This window comes from Halalkalibaculum sp. DA384, assembly GCF_043951955.1.
In the GTDB taxonomy this organism is placed as follows: domain Bacteria; phylum Bacteroidota; class Rhodothermia; order Balneolales; family Balneolaceae; genus JAMQKA01.
In genome coordinates this window covers 35,669-49,445 of the sequence record NZ_JBINJE010000013.1, presented here as the reverse complement: position 1 = coordinate 49,445, position 13,777 = coordinate 35,669, and the positions used below count along the sequence as shown (strand labels likewise).

Sequence of the window (13,777 nt, the reverse complement as noted above, 5' to 3'; positions counted from 1 at the left end):
TAGATTTCCAGCCATCTAAGTTGTACTATTAACCGTTTGTCACCGTTGAAAAAAATCTACGGGCAGATTTTACAAATATGATTCAAACCATGCACGAGAAAAACCTATTCTATTTATTGATGGCGGGACTGCTGCTTCCCTTTTCGCTCCAGGCGCAGAGTCCGGTCACAGGCGATTCAACCGAAAAGAAGCAGGTCAGGGCCCATGCCGAGTACATCAAGGGACTCGAGGAGTTTGAAAATGAAAACTACGAGGAGGCCCTCGATCATCTGACGACTGCCTACATGGAGCTGCCTGACAATCCCGGGCTCAACTACGCCCTTGCCGATGCCTACATGGCGGTAGATGACCTCTCCAACGCGGCTTTTTATGGCAAAAAGGCGGCCAAACTTAATCCCAAAAACAAATGGTACCACCTGAAGCTGGCTAACATATACCGGCGGGCGGGCAGAAACCAGGCAACTATCGACGAGCTCAAACTGGCGCTCAAATACCACCCCAACGCAACTGATGTGATGTCGGAGCTGGCCAGCGTATACTCACAGCATGGTGAGTATCTTGAATCCAATAAAATATATGACCAGCTGCTGAACAGAACCGGTCCTGATATCGGTATTTACCTGCAGAAGCTACAAAACTTTAATGAGCTGAACATGCGGGACTCTTCAATCGTACAGCTCAAAAAAATACGCCGGCTCGACCCCGACAACCTCTCCACCCTGCAGATGCTCAGCAACTATTACCTGGAGGTAAACCAGACAAATCAGGCCAAGCAGATGCTCAGGGAGGCCCTCGAAAAAAACCGGCGCGATCCCAAAACACTGGTCATGCTGGCCGATATATATGTTGAGGAGACCCAGTGGGACAGCGTGGGCACCCTGCTCGGAAACGTGGTTTCGGATCCCGTTATTGAACGGCAGGCCAAGCTGGATGTCACTCAATACCTGTTTTCTCGCTACCAGCAGGATCCCAACAATCCTTCCCTGAAACGATCTCTGGAGCGCATACTGGAAAAGTTTACGGCTTCGGAACCGGAATATGGGGCGGCTCACGCCCTGGCCGCCGACTACCACCTGAATGAAAATAACAACGGCCGGGCGCTGGAAGCGCTTGCCAAAACCAATGAACTGGACCCGGGCAACGATATGGCCTGGCGGCAACGCATCCAGCTTCTACTGGCCGAGGGGCAGTACGATGCTGTAATTGAGGCAGGGAAAAAGGCGGACGAGCATATCCCGCAGGATCCATTTGTACTCTACTTTGTGGGCAATGCCCATCTGGGCAAGGGGGAAGAGAAACAGGCGCTTGAATGGTTCGAAAAAGCCTCCCGTACGCCCTCCCGCAAACCGTTTAAATCGGCAATATACGGCTCCATGGGCGATGCCTACTCCGCACTAGACCAGTGGGACAAAGCCGTGGAAGCCTACGAACAGGCGTTGTCGCTGGATCCCCAGAACCACAACGTGCTGAACAACTACGCCTACTACCTGTCGGAGCGCGACGAAAGGCTGGATGAAGCTGAAAAAATGGCGCTCAAAGCGATTGAACAGGCGCCGGAGAACCCCTCCTACCTCGATACTGTGGGATGGGTCTATTACAAGAAAGGAGACTTCGAAAAGGCCCGTCGCTATATCAAAGCTTCCATCGATACCGGATCGGCCAGCGCAGAAGTGCTTGAACACATGGGGGATGTGATGCAGAAACTGGGTAACCCCGAGCAGGCCCGTCAATGGTGGAACAAGGCCCTAAAGAAAGATCCCTCCCGGACCCATTTGAAAGAGAAAATAAACTAAAGGATATCCTGGTGCAGACAAGAACCATACTTGCCGTTTGTTTCCTGGTCGCCCTCTCCGCGGCCTGTTCTTCTCCGCGGATTGCCACGGTAGATACTGACCGGGACTTCGAGCGTTCTCCCGTACGGGGCGATACGCTGCTGGCCCATCTCCCGGATTATTCTGCATCCCTTAACACGATCCGGGGAAAGGGAAAGGCTATTGTAAGTGAACCCGGAAATTCCGAGCGCGTTACTGTCTATTTTTCGGGCAACAGGGGGAAAAGTCTTGTCACCATAAAAAATGCGCTGGGTATCGAAGGGGGACAGCTCCTCTCGGAGGGCGACTCTCTGCTGATCTACAACAAGGTGGACAGGACAGCCCGGAAAATTTCTGTCCTGGACCGCAATGTGACCAGCATTGGCCACCTGGCCTCGGTCAATGTACTGGAGATGATCAATTTTGTGCCCCGTCAAGGCCGGACCCTCCGGGTCTACGAGTCGGAGAACCGCTACCTCGTGGTTATGAAGAGCGGAACAAAAGTGTATATCGACAAGAATAATTACAACGTGCGCCGTGTCGACCAGCCGACGAGCGCCAACCTGCCATATTCACGGATTATCTATGAAGCCTATGGCACTATCAACGGATTCAAACTTCCGCGGAGAGTTACTATCTTTAGTGCGGATGCAGAGTCAAAAGTAGCGCTGTTAATACAGTCGCTTGAGATTAATCCCGGTGAACTCGACCTGGACATTGATCTGCCGAGCGACGTAAAACTTGTAACGCAATGAAACGGATAACGCTCATACTATTTACATTCTTGTGGCTGATACCCCTTGCGGGAGCGGCTCAGGCCGACAGGTACAGGGAGATGCGCCAGGAGCTGATCCAAAAACAGCAGGCCACGCGATCGGAAATTGACGAGATCAACAAGCAGATCGATCAGTATGAAGAGCGGCTGGTGCTGGCGGAAGAGAAATATGAGCGACTGTATAACCAGTATGAAGATCTAAAACGACTCATTGCACTTCAGGATCAAAAAATATCCAAGCTTGAAACCGAACTGACCCATATCCGCGAAGAGATAACCGTCAATGAACAACAGATCGAGGAAAACGAGAAGGAACTGCAACGACTGGTAGAAAACTATAAAGAAACGCTTACGTATGTCTACAAGCACGGGCGTACATCGCACCTGGCGCTCATCTTTTCATCCGGGTCTGTCAACCAGATGCTCGTAAGAGCCTATTACCTGAACAAGTTTGAGGAACACCGGCTGAAGCAGACGCGGGAGATCCGGGAGACCACCGCCCAGCTTGAGGTCTCAAAAACACAGCTCGAGGAGGCCCGAAAAAAGAACAGGGCTGTACTCACTGAAATACGCGAAGAAAAGCAGGAGCTGGCTGAAAAACGGGATAAACAGGCCGAAAATGTGAAACTCCTTCGGCGCGACCGCGAGCAGATCGAGGAGCAGCTGGCTGAAAAAAAGCAGCAGAAAGATGAACTGGACCGCACGCTGACCTCCCTTATCATGGAAGAAGAAAAGGTCCGGAAGGCGATGGAAGCGCGCATCAATGAGCTGGAAGCCGAACGCAAGCAGAAGCTGGCAGCCGCCAAATCAATTGAAAATGAAGCCGAGCGAAACCGGGAGATGGCCAAGTATTCAGAACCCGTTGAACCCGAAAGCTATATTACCGATGAGAGGCTCTCTACCCTGGAGCAATCGTTTGCGAACCAGAAGGGGCAACTGCGCTGGCCGGTGGAAAGCAGCACCATTTCGGAACATTTTGGCCGCCGCCGCCACCCGGTCTACGGAACCGTCACTGAAAACCTGGGGGTGGAAATTGTGACCAAGCCCAAAGATGCCGTTCGCGTGGTCCATGACGGATATGTAGTGGCGGTGCAGCCGCTGCCGGGCTATGGAGATGTCGTAGTGGTCAAACATGGCAAGTACATTACCGCTTACGGCAACTTGAGCGAGGTGATGGTGCGCAAAAATGCGGTATTGAACGCCGGCGACATCATCGGGCTTTCGGGTGATCAAAACTCGGCCAAGGGAGAATCGGTCTTTTTCATGGTTCGGGAAGGCAACACAAATCTTAATCCAGAAGCATGGCTGGCCAATAAATAGTGTAAGGGCGGTCAGCGGTAAAATGATTGCTCTCTTTATGCATTGGGTTCTTCCTCTCCAGAGGGAACGTTTGGATTGTGCCACAAAAACGAAAAAGACGTGAGGAAGGCATAAGGCAACTCCATCCACAAAAAGTCTTGGTATCCATTTCCGATCCCATTTCTTATTTTCCCTCTCAACTGGCAACCTATTCAACAGTATTGAACTTTCATTCATGGACAGCTGGTATCGTACTTTCGCCTATGTCACCGCCTCACTTGTATTCGGTCTCCTGTTTATCATATTTACCAACAGTTTTCTGACCTATGTGAATTATCCCGGCTGGACAGGATATGTAACACTGTTGGCATATGGACTGGTATTCGTCAATCTCAGCTATGGAATGAGCCGGCGGTATAACAAAAAACTCAAGTTCCCGTCAACCACCAGTTATGTGATGGCTACACTTCTTGTTCTGCCTACCCTCGTCTGGATCTATACCAAGGAGACGGCACTTGCTGAAAGCCGGATGGTATTTACCCTGACAGCCATTTTTGCCGTCTATCTCGGTGCTTATTACGGCACAAAAGCCGGGATGAAACGACGGGAAGACTACCTGAGAAAGCTGCGGGAAGAGGGGGAGCAGTTACCGGAAGATCTCCAGCGTCCCCACGATGATTTGAATAAAAATTGACGGCCCCGGAATAGCAGTCGGCCGGGAACCTTTTATCTGGTTGGTTTGGAGACCAATTTCCCCTTTATTGATCCGCCAGATCTCAAAAAGTTTTACATCATTCCCGTTTCCTGTGTATTATTGTTTTTGATGCTCTTCAACCAAATTGCTGCTTGTATGACAAAACGAACCTCTTTTCTGCTCTTTATTGTCTCGTTGCTGCTCAGTTTACAGGTGCACGCCCAGCCCGACCGGCTCACCGGAGAACCGTTCGCCACCCGCTCAGAAGTTATCGGGAAACACGGCATGGTGGCGACCAGTCAACCGCTGGCCGTGCAGGTGGGGCTAGATATTCTCAAAAATGGCGGCAACGCTGTTGACGCTGCCATCGCCACAAACGCGGCACTGGGTGTAATGGAACCGACCGGTAACGGTATCGGGGGCGACCTGTTTGCCATTATCTGGTCCGCCGAAGATCAGCGGCTTTACGGGTTAAACGCCAGCGGGCGCTCTCCGCTGGCACTCAGCTACCAGCAGATGAAAAAAGAATTGAGAAAACGGGACCGCGAATCGATTCCTCCCTACGGATTTCTCCCGATCTCGGTACCCGGCGCAGTCGATGGCTGGTTCCAGATGCATGAGAAGCTGGGATCCATGCCGATGGACCGAATTCTTCAACCCGCTATTGAGTACGCCGAAGAGGGATTCCCCGTAAGTGAGCTCATCGCCTTTTACTGGGATATAGGGGCCCGCATTCACAGGGATCGCCCGGGTGGTTTCAGAGAAGAGATGACGATCAACGGACGGGGACCTGAAAAAGGGGAAATCGTGCGTCGACCCACCCTTGCCAACATGCTCAGCATCCTGGCCAGCGAGGGACGCGATGCGTTTTATGAAGGCGAAATTGCCGACCAAATCGACCAGTTTATGCGGGAACACGGGGGCTTTCTCCGTAAAAAAGATCTGCAGGAACACCGTTCCACCTGGGTGGAACCGGTTTCGGTCAACTATCGCGGGTATGATGTGTATGAGCTCCCGCCCAACGGGCAAGGCATTGCCGCCCTGCAAATGCTTCAGATATTGGAAGAATATGACCTGGAATCGATGGGATACGGCAGCGAAGAGGCGCTTCACTATATGCTGGAGGCCAAAAAACTGGCCTTTGAAGATCGCGCCAAACTCTATGCCGATCCGGATTTTGCAGATATACCGGTGGCTGAACTGATTTCGGAGGAATACGCCGCACAGCGCCGAAAGCAGATTGACAGCCAGTCGGCCAACACCGTGGAACCCGGAATGAGTATTCTGGAAGAGGGGGACACGATATACTTGACAACAGCCGATTCGGCCGGCAATATGGTTTCACTGATCCAGAGCAATTACCGCGGCATGGGCTCCGGTATCGTGGTACCGGGCACGGGATTTGTATTCCAGGATCGCGGTGAGCTTTTCTCAATGGATCCGGAGCATGCCAACGTATATGAGGCCGGCAAGCGCCCGTTTCACACCATTATCCCCGCTTTTGTGATGAAAGACCGCGTCCCGTTTATGAGTTTCGGCGTGATGGGAGGAGGAATGCAGCCGCAGGGACACCTGCAGATCCTGACTAACATCATCGACTTTGGCATGAACCTGCAGGAAGCCGGCGATGCGGCACGGTGGCGTCATGCGGGTTCCACCCAGCCAACCGGTGCAGCTGATACTTACCTGCAGGATGGGGGTACCGTCAGCCTGGAATCGGGTTATGACTGGGAGTCTGTTCGTGGACTCATGATGCGCGGCCATGATGTGGATTACAGCGTGGGTGGCTACGGCGGCTACCAGGCGATTATGTATGATGCGGAAAACGGCGTCTATTTTGGGGCGTCTGAATCGCGCAAGGATGGTCACGCAGCCGGTTATTGAAAAGAAAAAAATACCGTCTCTTTTATTTTGTCAAGCTGAATTAATTTAATGAGCGGATACTGAATAAGTTGTAGATTGATATTTAACAAGTGATTTTCCCAACGTAACCCTATATAAGCATGAATATATTAAAGAGTTTCCGTTATTTTCTAAGTGCATTCCTGGTCATCGCCTCAACCATTGCGTGCGCCAAGTCAAATGAGTCGACAGGACCCGACGGGAACGGGACGGGAACCATGGACCCCAATTCGTCATATGAGCTGACCGAGGCTTTTCCCCATCTCTCGTTTACACGTCCGGTGGACTTGCAGTATCCCCCGGATGGCAGCAACCGGTTGTTTGTGGTGGAACAGCGGGGCGTTATCACATTTTTTGAAAATACCGCCGAAACAGCTGAAAAGACCCCGTTCCTGGATATCGAGGAGCGTGTAGATGACCGGGGCAATGAAGAGGGATTGCTGGGGCTGGCCTTTCATCCCGACTTTGAGCAGAACGGCTACTTTTACCTGAACTATACCACCAACAATTCGACTACCCGCATTTCACGGTTTACGTTGTCAGACGACAATCCGCAACAGGCGGATCCGGCATCAGAGAAGGTTATCCTCTCGTTTGAGCAGCCCTACGGCAACCACAATGGCGGGCAGGTTTCCTTTGGACCGGACGGGTATCTTTACATCGCTGTTGGAGATGGCGGGGCGGGCGGCGATCCCCAGGAACATGGTCAAAATCGCTCTACCCTGCTGGGAACCATCCTCCGTATCGATGTGGACCGGCGGGAAGGAAACAGGAACTATGCTATTCCCCCGGATAACCCGTTTTACGACAACAGCCAGGGATACCGCGAAGAGATCTACGCGTATGGACTGCGAAACCCGTGGCGATTCAGTTTTGATGCCGAAACAGGCCAGCTGTGGACCGGGGATGTGGGACAAAACGCCTATGAAGAGATCGATATCATTGAAAACGGGGGGAATTACGGCTGGAATACCATGGAGGGCAATCACTGTTTTAATCCCCGGGAAGGATGCGACCAATCCGGCCTGGAACTTCCTGTCCTCGAATACTCCCAGAGCAACGGCGACCGATCGGTGACGGGCGGTTTTGTGTATCGCGGTCCCTCTTTGACCGAGCTCACCGGCCAGTACATTTATGCCGACTACGAATCGGGGCGTATATGGGCTTTAGATTTCTCGGATATGGATAATCCCGTCAATACCCTGCTGTACAGAGCCGACTTCGGGATATCCTCTTTCGGCGTGGACCAGGATAATGAACTTTATATTTGCGGTTTCGACGGGAAAATTCACAAGCTGGTACCGGCTTCCTGAGGACCGCCGATCCACACATGCATAGTTATTAGTTATTCACCAAGAACATATTCAATTCCACCTGCCAGGTGTTGACGAAAAGCCGGATCAGCATAACATTCGTTGGTATGCCCCCCGGCGGTATAGAAGGCACGCCCCCCCAGCGTTTCATGGTACCAGGCGGCCGGATGATAATCTCCGTTGGTGCCCCCCTCGTAGGTCGACTCATCCAGAAACGCCAGGACATTTATGTGATCCTGGATACTCTTGAAATTGTACCACTCATCCGTCCGCACCCACTCTTCAGGAAGATGTTCGGTAGATGGATGATCTTGGTTGACCACCCGGACGGTGGCTTCCTGTACAGCCGGGTGCCCATTGAAGTAGGCGCCCACAAGCTTGTTATACCAGGACCAGTCGTACTCGGTGTCGCTGGCCGAGTGAATACCGGCAAATCCCCCGCCTGCGGTAATATACTGCTCAAAAGCCTGCTGTTGTTCGTCATTGAGAACATTTCCAGTAGTATTGAGAAAGATCACGGCCTGGTATCCTGCCAGATTTTCTTCAGTAAAAAGAGCGGCGTCTTCGGTGTGATCGATTGAATAATTGTGCTCGGCGGCAATCTCTTTGAGAGCCTCCACACCGGCCGGAATAGAAGCATGGCGGAAACCTTCGGTTTTGGTAAAAACAAGCAGTTGTGCTTCATCAGCCTGTTGGGCCCCGGCTTCCTGAAGGCCGAAAGACCCGGCTCCCAATAAAAAAAGGACCAAAAAAGAAACAGATTTATACATAATTACATGGATTGATTAGAATGAATGATAAATTTGTGGAATCAGGGCAACATAACCAAATCAATAAATCGGCAGGCGGGAATCGATATTTCGAGCCCATTGATTAATCCCCCCTTTAAGGTTTTTGACATCGGTAAATCCCTGTTGCTCCAGGAAACGGCAGGCCCTGGCACTGCGAGATCCGCTCCGGCAGAGACATACGACCTCCTTGTCTTTGTATTCCTCGAGCTCGCCAACACGGTCTTGCAGGCTATCCACCGGTATTAATACCGTCTGCTCATAACCTATATCGGATTGGTGTTTTTCAAACGGTTCGCGAACATCCAGCACCAAAAGGGCGTCGCCGTCATCTATTTTTTGTTTCAGTTGTTGAACGGTAATCTCTTCCATAATGTGATGCGTCGGGTATATATATTTGCGATTGTTTAATGATGCTATAAAAATAGTTCCAGGCAAGGATCATTTCCCAGCGGTGATATATTCCCCGCTTTTTTCGTGCTTGAACCGGGAAAACGGGTCGACATCCATATTTCTTCCTGGATCATACCACTATCATTCGTTGTCATACCGGTCCAGCCGAAACTGCTTGCCCAGGTACAGCTGCCGGGCCTCTTCATCTTCCGCCAGGTAGTCGGCCGACCCCTCTTTTAAAATCTTGCCCTCGAACATCAGGTAGGCGCGATCGGTTATCGCCAGTGTTTCATGCACATTGTGATCGGTAATAAAGATCCCGATGTTGCGGTATTTGAGTTGGGCTACAATCTCCTGGATATCTTCAACCGCAATAGGATCGACCCCGGCAAACGGTTCGTCAAGCAATATAAATTTGGGATCGGTAACCAGGGCGCGGGCAATTTCGGTGCGCCGCCGCTCGCCGCCCGACAGGCTGTATCCCTTGCTGTCAACGACCCGTTCCAGCCCAAATTCTTCGATAAGCTGATCGGCACGCCGGCGGATATCCTGTTTCGACATATCAAAAAACTGGAGAACCGATTCCAGGTTTTCCCGTACGGTAAGATTGCGGAAAACACTGGCTTCCTGCGATAGATACCCGATTCCCATGCGGGCCCGTTTGTACATCGGCAGATTGGTTATATTCTTCTGATCCATAAAGATCTTCCCCTCGTTGGGCTCAATCAGCCCCACAAACATGTAGAAGGTTGTCGTTTTACCAGCGCCATTGGGACCAAGCAATCCCACGATTTCGCCCTGTTGCACATTGATCGAAACATCCGAAACCACTTCGCGCTTCCGGTAGCGCTTGACCAGGCCCTGGCTGTAAAGCTTCATCTTTTTTGAATAATCGGGCATTGCCTGGCTTACCTGGTTTGGTGATTAAAGTGAGAGGTGTTTCTGTGTTTTTAAAACGTAGTGCGTACTGCGTATTGCGTAGAAAAGAGCTTGGTTGCACCGGACACGGAATACGCGATACGTATCGAGACCAGGTTCAAAAATAACCTGTGGTCGACCTGTCGCTATACCGCTACCATTTCACTTAAAATCGACTCAAAAATAAGCTTGCCGTCGTCGGAGCCGAGCATGTTCTCCACGGCACGTTCCGGATGGGGCATCATGCCCAGCACGTTGCGCTGCTTGTTACAGATTCCGGCGATGTTATCAACCGAGCCGTTAAAATTGGTGTCTTCGCTGACGTTTCCCTGTTCATCGGAATACCGGAATATCACCTGGTCGTTCTCCTGCAGGTCACGCAGTCCCTCTTCATCGATAAAGTAATTGCCTTCGCCGTGGGCAACGGGAATTTTGAGCACCTGCCCTTTTGAAAGTGCGCGCGTGTAGATAGAGTTTGTTGACTCACACCGCAGGTGCACCTGCTTGCAGACATACCGCAGTTCCTTGTTGTGAAGCATGGCTCCCGGCAGCAGCCCGGCTTCCAGCAAGATCTGGAATCCATTGCAGATACCCAGTACCGGGCCGCCCTTTTCGGCGAATTCCACGACCGACTGCATGATGGGAGAAAAACGGGCAATCGCCCCGCAGCGGAGATAGTCGCCGTAGGAGAAACCGCCGGGAATCAGCAAAAAGTCGATGCCCGACAGGTCGGTATCCTTATGCCACAGGAATTGAGTTTCTACATTCATAATATGGGCCAGCGCATGATAGGCATCATGGTCGCAGTTGGAACCCGGAAACGAGATTACGCCAAAAGTTGAAGACACGGTTATCCTTTAATTTCGGTGATTAGTTGAATTTCCTTGAGTATGCTGTTCACTTGGAAGCATTCTTCGAACGATCCCTCATACACATTGGCCTTGCCCTCGTTATGTACTTTGAAGGTCAATTTTTCCGCTTTTGAACGGCTGCAGCCGGTTGCTTTCATAATCTGGTTGATTACTTCATCAAATGTATGCTCTTCGTCGTTGTACAGTATAACGCGCCAGGGTGTCTTCTCCTTGTCTTCCTCTTTTTCCTCTGTCATTACCTCGACCGAGGGAGTCTCTTCCGGAGTACCGGGATCGGGCCTGGGGTTGTCTGCCGAATCGATAGAGAACGGATCTACCATAGGCATTCCGCTAGTTTTCATTGATCGTTATTTCAAAATCTTCCATTACCTCGTTGGCCAGCAGTTTTGTGCAGGCTGTTTCAGCAATTTCATGAGCTTTTTCCTTGTCTTCCGCATCGATATCGAGCTCAATAAGTTTGCCGATTCGGACCTCATTCACTTCACTGAGACCCAGGTTTTGGAGGGCGTTATGGGTTGCCTTTCCCTGTGGATCAAGAATCGATTTGCGGAGCGTGACGTTAACGGTTGCTTTGTACATAAATAAGGTTATTCAATATTCAATATTGCCAGGTGAAGTCCGCCACCTGAAGATATATGCTTTGGTTGTAAAATTCGGGAAAATCAGTTGTCAAAGTTAATAGTTCTGATGCTTAGCTGCTAACCTGAATTTTACCGCAGGGCCGGGCCAGGTTTTTTCACAAATGCTGGGACGGCAACAGCCCAAGTGCCAGTCTGGTTATGGGACAATTAGTGTAGTCGAGGGCTTTGCAACTCCCTCAATTCCTCGTTCTGAGGGAGTTGTACTCCCGTTAAAAGGTCACCAAGGTCGGTAGTACAACTCCCTCCCAACAAAATAGCAGGTTCTGCAACGGTCCCTAGTAGTTATTTGGGGGATACAGACCGCAATTTCTTCTCTTTACACTCTGTTTATTTATCCCTGTATCCAATAAACACAGCGGCTATGCGAGTTTCTGTTGGATATCGTCAGCAATATGCTTGGCGTGAATCCGGGTATTTTCGATAAATAGGCTGTTGGTATCCATGCCCCCGCAGACCACTCCGGCCACGTACATGCCCGCGCGATTGGTCTCCAGTGTGTCATCGTCATAGATCGGCATCCTGGTTTCGTCATCAGTCAGCTCAATGCCAAACTTTTCCATCAGGTTGAAATTTGGCTTGTAGCCAGTCAGGGCCAGCACAAAATCGTTCGGAATTATCTTTTTGCCTTCCGGGGTATCGAGGACGACCTCTTTTTCACGAAATTCTGCCACCTCGGTGTTAAAATAGGCCTTGATCTCATTTTTTTTGATGCGGTTCTCGATATCCGGTTTTACCCAGTATTTTACCGTCTCCTTGATGCCGTCTCCGCGAATGGCCATCGTTACGTTGGCCCCGGCGCGGTAGGTTTCGAGAGCGGCGTCAACCGCCGAGTTTCCAGCCCCTACAACAAGCAGATCCTGCCAGGCGTAGGCGTGAGCTTCATCGTAATAATGACTGACTTTTGGCAGATCTTCCCCTGGAACATCCATCTTGCGGGCGATGTCGTAAAATCCTGTTGCGACCACGACCTTGGAGGCCGCATACTCATCTTTGTCCGTTGTCACGGTATAACGGCCATCCTCGCCGTCAATATTTCGGACCTCTTCATACAGGTGAATCGGCAACTCATAGCTTTCGGCCGCCCGCCGGTAATACTCCATCGCCTCACGGCGCGTCGGCTTGTGACCATGGGAAATAAAGGGGATGCCCCCGATCTCCAGTCGGTCGGAGGTGGAAAAAAAGGTCATATTCTTGGGATAGTTATATATTGAGTTAACGAGGCATCCGCGTTCGATAATTTTAAAGGGAATATTTCGCTGTTTCAGGGCAATGCCGGTTGCGAGTCCAATAGGACCGGCACCTACGATTATTACCATTTTTACCAGTGTTTAAAGTTTAAAGTGATAGTTGCGGGAAGCTTACACATCAATTTTTTTCGCAAAAAAGTTCACTATGGTATTATTTAACCAGCCGGGCGGTTCGCTCCAAAACCCCACATGTCCGCCTTCGTCCGTAATGACATGAGACATCGAGCGGTTTGCTTCGATCTTCTCAAGCGGTATTATATCCATTGGACAGATCGGGTCAGACCGGCTGTGTACCACCAGGGTGGGGATCCCGATATGCTCCAGAAAGTGTTGTGACGAGCAGCGGCTATAGTAGTCGTCCGCTCCATAAAAACCGTGCAGGGGCGCGGTCACCTGATCATCAAACTCATAGATGGTATTCCCCTCAAAGGTGGGAAGATCCGGGTAGAACTCGCGTTTTTTCTTCAGTTTTTCACGTAGCGTGCGAATGAAATTGATCTCATATACGCGATTAAATCCCCGGGAAATGTGTTGAGCTCCCTGCGCCAGGTCGTAGGGTACGGAAACAGCTGAAGCCACCGTCAGCGGGTGTCGGCTCTTTAGTTCACCGAGCGACTTGAGGAGGGCGTTGCCGCCCAGGGAAAACCCCACAGCCCCTATCGGTGCATTCGGAAACCGCTCACCAACCCATCGGATCACGGTACTGATGTCCTCAGTTTCACCCGAATGATAAAAACGCCGCTGCCGGTTCAGCCTGCCGCTGCATCCCCTGAAGTTGGTTGCTACGACCGTATACTCCTGCTCCGAGAACGCCCGGGCCAGCTCCGTTATGTAATACCGCTTTGAAGAGCCCTCCAGCCCGTGAAAAAGAACCACCACCGGCCGGTAGCTGGGCGCCTTGATAACGTCGAGATCCAGAAAATCGTTGTCTGGTGTAGGGATTTCGATGCGTTGGTGATAAGGATCTTCCGCATTGTTAAACAGTGAACGCCCGATGGTATGAAAATGACCGTTCAAACACCAGGACGGCGCCTGAAAGTCAACAATATATGGCAGGTCTGTCTTCAATTATTTCGTGATTTAATTTGAATTCTTAAGTATAGGCCAGTTCTGTTTTTTCATCA

General features: G+C 50.9%; 14 protein-coding genes. 6 read left to right on the top strand and 8 right to left on the bottom strand.

The window, feature by feature from the left end:
- The first annotated feature begins 89 nt into the window (after nucleotides 1-89).
- The 6 genes from ACG2E4_RS09410 (at nucleotide 90) to ACG2E4_RS09385 (ending at nucleotide 7,794) form a co-directional block, all read left to right on the top strand.
- Nucleotides 90-1,793, top strand: a complete 1,704-nt coding sequence (locus ACG2E4_RS09410; RefSeq protein WP_395259518.1) for a tetratricopeptide repeat protein — start codon at nucleotides 90-92, stop codon at nucleotides 1,791-1,793.
- Nucleotides 1,794-1,804: 11 nt separating this feature from the next.
- Complete coding sequence (locus ACG2E4_RS09405) at nucleotides 1,805-2,566, top strand: DUF4292 domain-containing protein (protein ID WP_395259517.1); 762 nt, start codon at nucleotides 1,805-1,807, stop codon at nucleotides 2,564-2,566.
- The gene (locus ACG2E4_RS09400; RefSeq protein WP_395276370.1) at nucleotides 2,563-3,906 is read left to right on the top strand and encodes a murein hydrolase activator EnvC family protein; all 1,344 of its coding nucleotides are present in this window, start codon (nucleotides 2,563-2,565) and stop codon (nucleotides 3,904-3,906) included. Before ACG2E4_RS09405 ends, ACG2E4_RS09400 begins: the two co-directional genes overlap by 4 nt.
- A 214-nt stretch (nucleotides 3,907-4,120) precedes the next feature.
- Nucleotides 4,121-4,579: a hypothetical protein gene (locus ACG2E4_RS09395; protein ID WP_395259515.1), complete on the top strand. Its 459-nt coding sequence runs from the start codon at nucleotides 4,121-4,123 to the stop codon at nucleotides 4,577-4,579.
- A 156-nt stretch (nucleotides 4,580-4,735) separates the two neighbouring features.
- On the top strand, nucleotides 4,736-6,463 hold the full coding sequence (gene ggt, locus ACG2E4_RS09390; RefSeq protein ID WP_395276369.1) for a gamma-glutamyltransferase: 1,728 nt from the start codon (nucleotides 4,736-4,738) through the stop codon (nucleotides 6,461-6,463).
- A 119-nt stretch (nucleotides 6,464-6,582) separates the two neighbouring features.
- Nucleotides 6,583-7,794, top strand: a complete 1,212-nt coding sequence (locus ACG2E4_RS09385) for a PQQ-dependent sugar dehydrogenase (protein ID WP_395276368.1) — start codon at nucleotides 6,583-6,585, stop codon at nucleotides 7,792-7,794.
- A 32-nt stretch (nucleotides 7,795-7,826) separates the two neighbouring features.
- Here ACG2E4_RS09385 and ACG2E4_RS09380 read toward each other — a convergent pair whose 3' ends face one another.
- The 8 genes from ACG2E4_RS09380 to ACG2E4_RS09345 all read right to left on the bottom strand — a co-directional run bounded on the left by ACG2E4_RS09380 (nucleotide 7,827) and on the right by ACG2E4_RS09345 (nucleotide 13,721).
- Nucleotides 7,827-8,564, bottom strand: a complete 738-nt coding sequence (locus ACG2E4_RS09380) for a ThuA domain-containing protein (protein ID WP_395259512.1) — start codon at nucleotides 8,562-8,564, stop codon at nucleotides 7,827-7,829.
- A gap of 60 nt (nucleotides 8,565-8,624) precedes the next feature.
- Nucleotides 8,625-8,954, bottom strand: a complete 330-nt coding sequence (locus tag ACG2E4_RS09375; RefSeq protein ID WP_395276367.1) for a rhodanese-like domain-containing protein — start codon at nucleotides 8,952-8,954, stop codon at nucleotides 8,625-8,627.
- A gap of 162 nt (nucleotides 8,955-9,116) precedes the next feature.
- Nucleotides 9,117-9,875 (bottom strand): LPS export ABC transporter ATP-binding protein, encoded by a 759-nt coding sequence (gene lptB / locus ACG2E4_RS09370; RefSeq protein WP_395276366.1) that lies wholly within the window; start codon nucleotides 9,873-9,875, stop codon nucleotides 9,117-9,119.
- 164 nt (nucleotides 9,876-10,039) lie between these two features.
- Nucleotides 10,040-10,741 carry a phosphoribosylformylglycinamidine synthase subunit PurQ gene (gene purQ, locus ACG2E4_RS09365; protein ID WP_395259509.1) on the bottom strand — a complete coding sequence of 234 codons (702 nt, stop codon included), beginning with the start codon at nucleotides 10,739-10,741 and terminating at the stop codon, nucleotides 10,040-10,042.
- A gap of 2 nt (nucleotides 10,742-10,743) precedes the next feature.
- Nucleotides 10,744-11,001 carry an ATP-dependent Clp protease adaptor ClpS gene (locus ACG2E4_RS09360; RefSeq protein WP_395259564.1) on the bottom strand — a complete coding sequence of 86 codons (258 nt, stop codon included), beginning with the start codon at nucleotides 10,999-11,001 and terminating at the stop codon, nucleotides 10,744-10,746.
- A 94-nt stretch (nucleotides 11,002-11,095) separates the two neighbouring features.
- Nucleotides 11,096-11,344 (bottom strand): phosphoribosylformylglycinamidine synthase subunit PurS, encoded by a 249-nt coding sequence (gene purS / locus ACG2E4_RS09355; protein WP_395276365.1) that lies wholly within the window; start codon nucleotides 11,342-11,344, stop codon nucleotides 11,096-11,098.
- 421 nt (nucleotides 11,345-11,765) lie between these two features.
- The gene (locus tag ACG2E4_RS09350; protein WP_395259507.1) at nucleotides 11,766-12,722 is read right to left on the bottom strand and encodes a YpdA family putative bacillithiol disulfide reductase; all 957 of its coding nucleotides are present in this window, start codon (nucleotides 12,720-12,722) and stop codon (nucleotides 11,766-11,768) included.
- Between the two features lie 42 nt (nucleotides 12,723-12,764).
- The gene (locus ACG2E4_RS09345) at nucleotides 12,765-13,721 is read right to left on the bottom strand and encodes a YheT family hydrolase (protein WP_395276364.1); all 957 of its coding nucleotides are present in this window, start codon (nucleotides 13,719-13,721) and stop codon (nucleotides 12,765-12,767) included.
- Nucleotides 13,722-13,777: the final 56 nt, after the last annotated feature.

Excerpts from the sequence above, each read along its gene's own strand:
- ACG2E4_RS09375 (WP_395276367.1), bottom strand. The coding sequence starts at position 8,954 with ATGGAAGAGATTACCGTTCAACAACTGAAACAAAAAATAGATGACGGC.
- ACG2E4_RS09350 (WP_395259507.1), bottom strand. The coding sequence starts at position 12,722 with ATGGTAATAATCGTAGGTGCCGGTCCTATTGGACTCGCAACCGGCATT.
- ACG2E4_RS09410 (WP_395259518.1), top strand. The coding sequence starts at position 90 with ATGCACGAGAAAAACCTATTCTATTTATTGATGGCGGGACTGCTGCTT.
- purS (WP_395276365.1), bottom strand. The coding sequence starts at position 11,344 with ATGTACAAAGCAACCGTTAACGTCACGCTCCGCAAATCGATTCTTGAT.
- lptB (WP_395276366.1), bottom strand. The coding sequence starts at position 9,875 with ATGCCCGATTATTCAAAAAAGATGAAGCTTTACAGCCAGGGCCTGGTC.
- ACG2E4_RS09380 (WP_395259512.1), bottom strand. The coding sequence starts at position 8,564 with ATGTATAAATCTGTTTCTTTTTTGGTCCTTTTTTTATTGGGAGCCGGG.
- ggt (WP_395276369.1), top strand. The coding sequence starts at position 4,736 with ATGACAAAACGAACCTCTTTTCTGCTCTTTATTGTCTCGTTGCTGCTC.
- ACG2E4_RS09385 (WP_395276368.1), top strand. The coding sequence starts at position 6,583 with ATGAATATATTAAAGAGTTTCCGTTATTTTCTAAGTGCATTCCTGGTC.
- ACG2E4_RS09395 (WP_395259515.1), top strand. The coding sequence starts at position 4,121 with ATGGACAGCTGGTATCGTACTTTCGCCTATGTCACCGCCTCACTTGTA.
- ACG2E4_RS09400 (WP_395276370.1), top strand. The coding sequence starts at position 2,563 with ATGAAACGGATAACGCTCATACTATTTACATTCTTGTGGCTGATACCC.
- ACG2E4_RS09360 (WP_395259564.1), bottom strand. The coding sequence starts at position 11,001 with ATGACAGAGGAAAAAGAGGAAGACAAGGAGAAGACACCCTGGCGCGTT.